Here is a 10224-nt window from a genome sequence, read left to right as displayed (position 1 = left end):
TTGTTTTAGCTTGACGGAAACGAGCTTGTAGCTCTTCTGGACTCAGATGAGGTGCGATCGTAATTCGTTTTGGCATTCTTTATTTGATGGGGGTGGTGTTCCTCCTGATTATATCATGGTTGATCGACCGGACATGATATCAACTCTTTATTGAGGATATCCATTGTATCACTTCAGTCAAGCACTGTCATGGTTGTAACACATATATTGGCCATCCACCTAAAGAAATATATTTTGGTAAGAAATAAGTAAATATTTGTAAACTATTATGGCGATGGAACCAAGAGTAGGAGAAGATAAACCCAGCAATAAGCTGGCATATAAAAATTTATCTGAAAAAAAATAATCTCCAAAAGGAAATTAAGATACAGGACATATTCTTGATAATCTCTCCTTAATGAGAATATCACTTGAGTGACGCCCGACGATTAAAAGGTTGATTAATTTCAGGGGACAGGGTGGTATAAAAAATACCTCAGCATTAGGTACTCGATCTAGTTGCGGTAAAGTTTTTGTCTAATAGGGTGTGATGAATATGATGATCAAAAAAATCAGCAAAGTGTTGGTGGGATTAAGAACCCGTCATTTTTTGATAATCGATGCAATTTGTTTTGCGAGCGCACCATTACTGGCCTTGGCAATTCGTTTAGATGATACATTGACTCTGGCTCCCTATCTAAACAGTCTAGGGGTAGTTACAGTATTATTTGTAGCAGTCAAACTAGCAGTATTTTATGCCGGTGGCTTCTACAAGCGTTACTGGCAGTATGCGGGTCTGGAAGAAATGACACAAATAATGATGCTGATAGGTATATCCCTAGCAGTGGAAATTATATTGTTCCAACAACTCTACCAGCTAAATAATTCCCAGATCGCAAATCTGCCACGCTCGCTGCCGCTACTAGACGCTATCATCAGCTTTTTGTTAGTGGCGGCCATTCGTTTCAGCATTCCAGCCCTGGAAAGATGGCACCAAAAACCGTGGAAAGTTCAGCAACGCGATCGCATCCTGATAGTCGGTGCGGGCAGTGCAGGCACATCTCTGATGCAAACGATGCAGAGGAGCCCAGAGGTAGGACTCGATCCAATCGCTTTCATAGACGACGACCCCAAAAAAATCAGCAAGCAGATTCGCAAACTGACTGTAGTCGGCAATCGCTGTAACATTCCGGAAGTAGTTCGATCGCTAAATATCGGCAAAGTTATGATTGCCATCCCCTCAGCTCCGGGAAAAGAGATTAGGGAAATCGTAGAAATTTGCCAGTCAATTGGAATTCCAACCAGCACCCTCCCCGGCCTCAATGAAATCATTAACGGTCGTGTCAGTTTAGGTAGCCTCAGAGAAGTACAGATTGAGGACTTGCTCCGCCGCGCCCCCATCCAAACCGATATCCAAAAAGTCTTGGGATTGATTGGAGGCAAAAAAGTTCTAATTACCGGTGCCGGCGGCTCCATCGGCAGCGAACTTTGTCGGCAAATATTAAAGTGCGCTCCTGCGGAAATCATCATCGTCGGACACGGAGAAAATTCTGTATTCAACATTCAACAAGAATTAGGAAAACTCCTGTCCGAACTTAAAAAAAACAGCCAAACCCAAACAGATATTACTCGCGTGACAGCCTTTATGGCCGATCTTCGCTTTCGCGATCGCTTAGAGTACGTTTTTCTAACAGTGAAACCAGACATCATTTTTCATGCGGCCGCTCACAAACACGTACCCATGATGGAATTAAACCCGCCGGAAGCGATTACTAACAATGTGCGGGGGACGAAAAATCTGCTGGATCTGGCATTGAAATACAATGTCGAACAATTTGTGATGATTTCCACCGACAAAGCGGTGAATCCAACTAGCATTATGGGAGCTAGCAAAAGAGTCGCCGAAATGCTGGTGCTGCAAGCAGCCAAAACAAGTGAAAACCCGTTTGTAGTGGTTCGTTTCGGTAATGTTCTTGGCAGCCGGGGTAGTGTCGTACCTACTTTCAAGCGACAAATTGCTGAGGGCGGGCCGATCACAATTACCCATCCAGATATCACTCGCTATTTCATGACAATTCCCGAGGCTGTTCAACTGGTTTTGCAGGCGGCAGTCATCGGCAGTGGCGGGGAAGTATTCATGCTTGAGATGGGGGAACCAGTCAGAATTTTTGATTTAGCAAAAGATTTGATTCGGCTCTCAGGATATGAAGTGGGCAAAGACATAGAAATCACGTTTACAGGGCTGCGACCGGGAGAAAAATTGTTTGAAGAACTGTTTATTCCGGGCGAGAAATACAACCGCACTAAACACGAAAAAATTCTGAGTCTCGGCAATGCCAGCCGCCTAGTGAAAGAAAATATTGACCAGGAAGTAGAAGCCCTTTGTCAAGCGGGCGATCGCAATGATACGAATTTAATTGTCTCAATGCTACAGCAGCTAGTGCCTGAGTATGTACCAGGGTATTCAACCGCCAATTTGCACGCCAATACAGCCAAAGAAACAACCGCTCCGGCAAAGATTAGCAATGCAGCATCAGTTAAGTTGGAGAATGATTTGCGGGTGGCTCTTGCCAATGAGGATTTTCGGATTTACTATCAGCCGATCGTCTGCCTGGAAACTAATCAGATAAGTGCTTTTGAAGCGCTGTTGCGCTGGCAGCACCCGACTCGAGGTTTGCTTTGGCCTGACGAATTCCTACCAGCCGCAGAAGAAACGGGCTTAATTGTTCCTATTGGCGAGTGGGTGCTGCGGCAAGCTTGCAGCCAGATGCGGATTTGGCACTCGCAATTTCGCGTTAATACTCCCCTAACAGTCAGCGTGAATCTGACTAGCAAACAGTTTTTCCAAGCTGACTTAATCGAGACGATTGCCAAAATATTGAAAGAAACAAATCTCGATGCTTCTAGTTTGAGGTTAGAAATTCCTGAATATGTTGTGACGGAAAATTCCGAGTTGTCGGGGTCTGTTTTTCTCAAACTTAAAACTTTAGGGTTGCAAGTACAAATAGACCACTGCGGTCTCAGTGATGTATCATTAACTCACCTCTACCAATTGACGCGGCTGAAGTATGGGAAATTCGACAGTTTGAAGCTAGATTGCTCTTTAGTCAGCGGTCTGGATGCTAGCAACCCGAACTTAGAAATTCTCCAGAAAATTATTGCCATAACTCAGGATTTAGGTATGGGTATGATTGCCACAGGAGTAGAAACGAGATGGCAAATAGCTGAACTCAAAGCTCTGAAGTGCGTCTACGGACAGGGATACTTTTTCTCGCAGCCTGTAGAATGCGCCGCGGTAGGGAAATTGATGAGAGCTATGGCTGTTAATAATTAATGGGGCATTTGTGAATAAGTTTGAAATGGGAATACACGAGTGAGAATTAACCAATTAGCAAGCAGGTAATTAGCTACTCATGCAACAGTTGAAACCCCTAACATTACGCCGTAATTTTTCCTGGACTTTCACTGGCAATCTCGTTTATGCGGCTTCCCAGTGGGGGATGTTGGTGTTGCTTGCTAAATTGGGCAGTCCTGAAATGGTTGGTCAATTTACCTTGGGTTTGGCGGTGACAGCCCCTGTTATCATGTTTACTAATCTGCAACTGCGAGGTATCCAAGCGACAGATGCGAAAGGGGAGTATGTTTTTAGCGATTATCTGGGTCTGAGGTTAATTGGAACGGGGTTAGCACTCTTGATAATTGCGGGAATTACGCTCAAAGCTGGATATCGGTGGGAGACTTCGCTGGTGATTTTGGCGATCGCACTGGCGAAAGCATTTGAGTCGATCAGCGACGTGTTTTACGGACTGATTCAACAACACGAACGGATGGATCGAATAGCGATCGCCCTAATGATTAAAGGCCCGTTATCGCTGTTACTTTTAGGCATCGGAGTTTCTCTGACTGGGAGTGTTGTAGGGGGAGCGATCGGATTAGCAGTTGCGTGGGGTTTAGTCCTATTCGGCTGGGAGATTCGCAATGGTAGATTAATTTTAAATAGTTCTTCGCATCCGAAAGAGGAAGCAGATTTATTAGTTGCCGATGCTCAACCTGCAAACAGCCACAATCCCTTGTACCCGCGCTGGCACCGAAAAACTTTGAGCAAGTTAGTTTGGCTGGCTTTACCTCTGGGTTTTGTGATGATGTTGATTTCGCTGAATACTAATATTCCTCGATACTTTATCGAGCGGTATTTGGGCGAACGCGAACTGGGCATTTTCGCTGCCATGTCTTACCTGATGGTGGTTGGGAGTATGGTTGTGAGTGCGCTAGCGGAATCGGCTAGTCCGCGTCTGGCAAAATATTATGCCGCTGGAAATAGCACCGCTTTCCGCACACTTTTGCTCAAGCTGGTGGGGGTTGGCTTGATGTTAGGTGCCGGAGGCGTTTTTGTCGCTGTTGTTGCCGGCCGGGAAATCCTAACTTTACTCTATAAACCGGAATATGCTGAGCGGGCAGATTTGTTCGCGTGGCTGATGGTGGCTGCGGGTATAGGTTACGTTTCTTCCTTTTTGGGTTACGGGATGACGGCGGCTAGATACTTTCGGGTGCAAATGCCTTTGTTTGTTTTGGTAACTGGGAGTTCTGCGATCGCTTGTTTCTGGTTAATTCCAACGCAGGGAGTCCGAGGGGCGGCGATCGCGCTGATCGTTGGGGCGATCGTTCAAGTTAGTATCACTGTCGGAGTTCTCATTCATGCACTGCACAAGTTACACGTTGTTCGGAGCTAAAAAATAAGAAGTAGAAAGTTATGCCTAAATGTTCAGAGTGTCGGATGTTAGTAAATAACCAATGTTCTGCATATACAAAAGCTAGCGAGATCCTAGGTAGAGAAATCCCGCCACCGCCATTAGGAGCTTGCATGATTCCCATTGTCGAAGACTATCTCAGTTTAATTGAGCCTGGTATGCGCGTTTTAGATATTGGCTGCGGTTCGTGGGATCTTATCAAAAAATATTGCCAAAACGTAGGGGCAGATTACGAAGGAATAGATACTGATCCAGAATATTTTGGCAAAAAAACGGCTGCCACTAGAATTGAAAATTTAGCAGATTTATCTTTTCCCGATGAATACTTCGATCTAGTGATTGGAAATCAAACAATGGAACATTGGGGCGAGTATGGCTGTTCACTTCAATGGGGACTTTACCAGTGTTTTCGTGTCTGCAAGTCACAGGGCCGAGTGCTAATGAACGTACCCATTCATTTTCACGGAACTAAAAATTTTATCCTGGGAGAAATTACAAAAATTCAAAGCTTGTTTACTCCATTTTCAGGCAAGGTTGATTTTCATAAGTGGGCCGATGTTTCCGCTCCTCTTCCATCTTTATTTCTTTACCCTGGATACTGGGTTTTGCAGGATAAGCCAGCCTATGTATTAGATATTCAAGCAGTAAAAGACAAACATTTACCAAGCCAGTATAACAATCGTAGCGCTAGAAAAGAACGAGCTGCACAATTCCTAAATTATCCTTTTTTTTACAATCTTTACCGATTTTTGCGTAAAGTTGGTATTTTTTTGCAAGATTTCGCTTTTTTGCCTGATGAAAACTAGCAAAATATTAATTTATGATAGCTGGGTTCGACTCAAAAGTATTGGCAGTTTGCTAGTGCTTATCTGCTTAGCAGTGCCACTTATCTTGGCGGTTAATACTTGGTCTATTACCAGCAATGACAATATACTCATCACATACCCCATATCAAAATTATCCCAACCAAGCAGTACATATTCAGTAACAGTAAATGGTCAGCCTATAGTGGCAGAAAAATACAACTCGTTGAGTTACGTGCACTTCACTTTTGCAGGGATAGCTAATATTGAGATTACCGCTAAAGAAAATATTAAAAAATATACTTTGAGTCCGAAGCGGTACAATCTCAAATCAACAAACACCGACAATAAAATTTCTTTTTCGCTCGCCGTACCCAGAAAAATGATCCTCCATCAAGTAAATGCGTTAGAGGAAAAATTGTTTATTTTCGCAGATCCTTTGGAAGATAGCCCGCCGGAGCTCGGTCAGCCCAATGTGAAAAATATCATAGACTACGGTGTTGACCGCACAGGTAAAAGCGATGCGACAACAATTATTCAACAAGCCATAAACGACGTTTCAGCAAAACTTGGCGTGCTTTATTTCCCTCCTGGCATCTACAAAATTAAACAGCTCAATCTCAAGAGCAATATGACCATATATTTAGCGGGAGGTGCTGTGCTGGAAGCAACCAAAGAAATTAACCCTTCCTACGGGCAGGGGTTAATATCTATGGAAAACGTCAACAATGTAAAAATCATGGGACGCGGAGCTATAAAAGGCAATGGCTCTTACTGGCGTCCTCGCGGAGGATGGTACAGTTTAATTTTGGGAGAGAAGAGTAATAATGTGCTGGTTCAGGATATTATCATCCTAGATCCGTGTGTAGCCAATGTCTGGATGTCACATTTAGAAAATTGGCAAATATACAACGTAAAAATCTTGGCCGATCCCAAAGATTTTATCAATACAGATGGCTTTGATTTTTGGTCATCAAGAAACATAACGGTTGAAAATATTCTTTATCTAGGTACAGATGATGCTACATCTCACGGTGGTGACAAAAAGAGTTATATCAAAGACAATGAAAATATTAATGTCGTAAATTCTGTATTTTATGCAGGTGGCGGTTTCAAAATAGGTACAAGCTTAGCACAAGATTTCGTCCGCAATATTACTTACGAGAATATAGATGTAGTGTATGCAGATGAACTGTCAGGTTTCTGGCCTGTAACAGGCGCGAATTTTGAAAATATATACTTCAAGAATATTAGGGTTGAAGAGATTCTGGATGCCCCAAAAGGCTGGGGTTCAGCGGCTCTGTTTCAGTGGCGGATTCTGGTAGCTTCATGGGAAGCCACTTCCTCTCCTAATAATTTGGGTTACATCAGAAATGTCTATGTCTATAATCTAAAAGCAGACGACCGAGGCGGCACAAGTTCTGTTTTTGAGGGCTATGATTCGCAGCGCAACATCAGCAATGTAATCTTTGACAATTTGTATATTGGAGGTAAATTGACTGTTAATTCAAAAGATGCCAATTTTGACATTGCAAATCAATATGTTGATTTGAAGTTTACCAGCAGCAATCCTACCATTGTTAACATTTCCGTGATAAAGTTGTATGCATCTGCACGGGGCGAAACCGGACTATTTCGCGTCACTCGCACAGGTGACACGAGTAAAGAATTAACGGTGAATTACACGATTCGAGGAACAGCTAAAAATGGAACAGATTACCAAACTATTCCTGAGGCGGTGACAATTCCAGCAGGTGCTTCCGAGGCTGCGATCGCTATTCTTCCCAAGCCGAAAAATCAGCAAAAAGGACTCAAGACTGTTTTTCTATCTCTTGAGAACCTGCCAAATAGCACTGATTATATGCTGGACCAGGATTTCCATGCAGCAGTAAACATTCGCAACTTTCGCAATTAATTAAAGTGAATGACTAAAGTGAGCAATTATCCGTATATTAACCAAATCGATCGAAATTCAATCAGAATTCTCCATGTCGTAGGAGCAATGGATCGAGGTGGAATCGAAACCTGGCTCATGCACATTTTGCGACACATCGATCGCGATCGCTTCCAGATGGACTTCCTGGTTCACACGACAAAACCGTGCGCTTACGATGACGAAATTCGCGCGAGCGGCAGTAAAATTATCCCCTGCCTTCATATCAGCAAACTCTGGACTTATGCAGCTAATTTCCGGCGCATCCTCAAGGAATACGGGCCATACGACATCGTTCACAGTCACGTCCATCACTTTAGCGGTTACGTTCTCCGTTTAGCAAAGCAGCTAGGTGTAGGCATCTGTATTGCCCACAGCCATAATGATACCTCCGCAGTTGAGTATCGAGCAGCATGGTATCGACGCGGGTATCTAACTTTGACAAAAAGGTGGATTTCCCACTATGCTTCCCTTGGTTTGGGATGCAGCAACAAAGCAGCAGCAAACCTTTTTGGTTTAGATTGGCAAAGCGATCCGCGCTGGCAAATCCTTTTCTATGGCATTAATCTGAATCCACTCCGCGATCGCATCGATCCCGTTCCCCTGCGGAGTGAATTGGGTATCCCCAGTGATGCCTTTGTGATTGGTCACGTTGGCAGATTTGTAGAGCAAAAAAACCATGTATTTCTCTTAGAAATCGCCGCGGAAGTTGCCAAGCACGAACCAAAAATGCGACTGCTGCTAGTGGGTGAAGGTTCACTCCGACCCAACATTGAGCAAAAAGTGTTGCAGCTAGGTTTGAGCGATCACGTCATCTTTGCAGGTGTCCGACCTGATGTACCCCAGCTAATGCGAGGTGTTATGGATGTGTTTCTATTTCCATCCCTTCACGAAGGACTAGGCTTAGTATTAATTGAAGCACAAGCAGCGGGGCTACCCTGTATCTTTTCCAATGTTGTTCCAGAGGAGGCAGATGTGATCAAGCCTCTGGTGCAACGAATATCCCTATCACAACCAGTTTCAGAGTGGGTTCGAGTTGTTTTACAGCAGCGAGAAATGCGTTCGACTATTACTCAGTCTGATGCCTTGGCGCAGGTGGAAACTAGCCCATTTAATATTGAGACATCTGTAAAGCAGTTAGAAAGTATTTATCAATCTCAATTTACTAGGGAGGATATTGTTGTATGATCGAGCCAATATTCCGTCGCCAAGCTGCATACAAAAATAGTTGTTTCATTTCATTTTTTCTCTCCATCTTAATCCTAGCAGAATTTCTGCCTAGGTCGGAGCAGTTTTTCCACTGGTTTGTCATTCCTGTTACATTAAGTGGAATTTTAATTGGTATTGATGCTGTTGATTGGTTTAGGGGGCGCTTGAACATCTTCGATCCAGTTGGCATTCTTGGTTTACTTGGTTTCCATTTCTTTTTCTTAGCTCCTCTTCTCCACGTTAGGTGGGATGCTTGGGTAGAACCTTGGTATACTCCTCCTTCCGACTGGCGGCCTTGGCTAGGGTATATGGCCCTCTTAAATTTTTTTGGTATTTGCATATATCGCCTTTCGCGAAGTCGTGCCTCCCTACCCAACAAGCATCAGTTAAATCGGAAAAAAATTAGGACAATTGACCCGAAACGGTTTCCACTATTTATTAGTATCGCCCTATTGATTTCTGCTGTGCTACAGGTATTTACTTACCAAAAATTTGGTGGCGTGATGGCCTACATCAATGCTGCCACATCTAATGATACAGAGTCAAACCAATTCCAAGGTATGGGCATATTATTCCTAGTCTCAGAAAGCTTTCCTATTTTGGCATTAATTGGGTTTGCCGTCTATGCTCAAAAGTACAAACGACTGCGAACTTTGCCGGTATTGATAGGAGTTTTAATCGTATTTTTTGTTCTGCAAATGTTTTTTGGAGGACTTCGTGGCAGTCGTGCTAACACTATATGGGCACTTTTTTGGGCGTTAGGTATCATTCATTTCTGGTTGCGAAAAGTTTCTAAAAAAGAAATTGCTGTTGGCTTGGTTCTTTTGGTATTTTTTATGTATTTTTATGGATTTTTTAAGGGGGGGGGTATAGACGGCTTTCAAAACGCTTTAGAAGATCGTTCTGCTGCAGAAGAAAAGTCAGGTAGAAGTTGGAAAGGTTTACTGTTGGGAGACTTGGGACGGAGTGATGTTCAAGCCTTCGTGCTATACCGCATAGTTCGTTACAATAGTGATTATGAATATGCGTGGGGCAGAACTTATTTTGCTGCAACTACTATCCTAATACCGGGAGCTATTTTACCGAATAAACCGCCTAACAAATCTATGGAAGGAACTAATGTCATGTCTGGTATGGGTTCTTACAATCCTCAAGAGCCTGGGAAATGGGTTGCATCTAAGGTTTACGGACTTGCCGGCGAAACAATGCTCAACTTTGGTCCCCTGCCAGTTCCGTTTACTTTTATTGTTTTGGGCATTATTGTAGGGCGCGTTAAACGTTGCCTGGTGACATGGGACTCTTCAGATATCCGGTTAGTATTGTTGCCCATGATGGTCAATTTTTGTTTTATAGTTCTGGTCAGCGACCTTGATAACGATATATTCTTTCTCTTTAAGAATGCTGGATTTCCAGTTTTAGTGCTTTGGAGCAGCTCTAAAATAAAAGTTATCGATTGTGAAGATAAAAGCAGGTTTTCATCACCAGATACTCAACAGTACTTGGCTCCCAATATTCATTCTAAATTCCAAGATTAGAATAGCGAAAATGATAG

The 10224-nt window shown here is 43.3% G+C and carries 6 protein-coding genes; all 6 read left to right on the top strand.

What is annotated here, in order from left to right:
- Positions 1–535: 535 nt before the first annotated feature.
- Positions 536–3313: a polysaccharide biosynthesis protein gene (locus QUA04_RS08455; RefSeq protein ID WP_333255650.1), complete on the top strand. Its 2778-nt coding sequence runs from the start codon at positions 536–538 to the stop codon at positions 3311–3313.
- A 79-nt stretch (positions 3314–3392) separates the two neighbouring features.
- Positions 3393–4709, top strand: a complete 1317-nt coding sequence (locus QUA04_RS08450) for an oligosaccharide flippase family protein (protein ID WP_333255648.1) — start codon at positions 3393–3395, stop codon at positions 4707–4709.
- A gap of 44 nt (positions 4710–4753) precedes the next feature.
- Positions 4754–5533, top strand: coding sequence for a class I SAM-dependent methyltransferase (locus QUA04_RS08445; RefSeq protein WP_333255646.1), 780 nt, complete (start codon positions 4754–4756; stop codon positions 5531–5533).
- The gene (locus QUA04_RS08440; RefSeq protein ID WP_333255644.1) at positions 5523–7445 is read left to right on the top strand and encodes a glycosyl hydrolase family 28 protein; all 1923 of its coding nucleotides are present in this window, start codon (positions 5523–5525) and stop codon (positions 7443–7445) included. Before QUA04_RS08445 ends, QUA04_RS08440 begins: the two co-directional genes overlap by 11 nt.
- A 9-nt stretch (positions 7446–7454) precedes the next feature.
- Positions 7455–8651 (top strand): glycosyltransferase family 1 protein, encoded by a 1197-nt coding sequence (locus QUA04_RS08435; RefSeq protein ID WP_333255642.1) that lies wholly within the window; start codon positions 7455–7457, stop codon positions 8649–8651.
- The gene (locus tag QUA04_RS08430) at positions 8648–10207 is read left to right on the top strand and encodes an O-antigen polymerase (RefSeq protein ID WP_333255639.1); all 1560 of its coding nucleotides are present in this window, start codon (positions 8648–8650) and stop codon (positions 10205–10207) included. Before QUA04_RS08435 ends, QUA04_RS08430 begins: the two co-directional genes overlap by 4 nt.
- Positions 10208–10224: the final 17 nt, after the last annotated feature.

This window comes from Microcoleus sp. S13_C5, from assembly GCF_036700845.1.
Taxonomy (GTDB): domain Bacteria; phylum Cyanobacteriota; class Cyanobacteriia; order Cyanobacteriales; family Microcoleaceae; genus Microcoleus.
Note: the sequence above shows the minus strand (reverse complement) of the source record. Positions and strands in the feature narration are given on the sequence as shown.

What these genes read in the sequence shown, in the direction of transcription:
- QUA04_RS08440 (WP_333255644.1), top strand. Translation starts at nt 5,523, where the DNA reads ATGAAAACTAGCAAAATATTAATTTATGATAGCTGGGTTCGACTCAAA.
- QUA04_RS08455 (WP_333255650.1), top strand. Translation starts at nt 536, where the DNA reads ATGATGATCAAAAAAATCAGCAAAGTGTTGGTGGGATTAAGAACCCGT.
- QUA04_RS08450 (WP_333255648.1), top strand. Translation starts at nt 3,393, where the DNA reads ATGCAACAGTTGAAACCCCTAACATTACGCCGTAATTTTTCCTGGACT.
- QUA04_RS08435 (WP_333255642.1), top strand. Translation starts at nt 7,455, where the DNA reads ATGACTAAAGTGAGCAATTATCCGTATATTAACCAAATCGATCGAAAT.
- QUA04_RS08445 (WP_333255646.1), top strand. Translation starts at nt 4,754, where the DNA reads ATGTTAGTAAATAACCAATGTTCTGCATATACAAAAGCTAGCGAGATC.
- QUA04_RS08430 (WP_333255639.1), top strand. Translation starts at nt 8,648, where the DNA reads ATGATCGAGCCAATATTCCGTCGCCAAGCTGCATACAAAAATAGTTGT.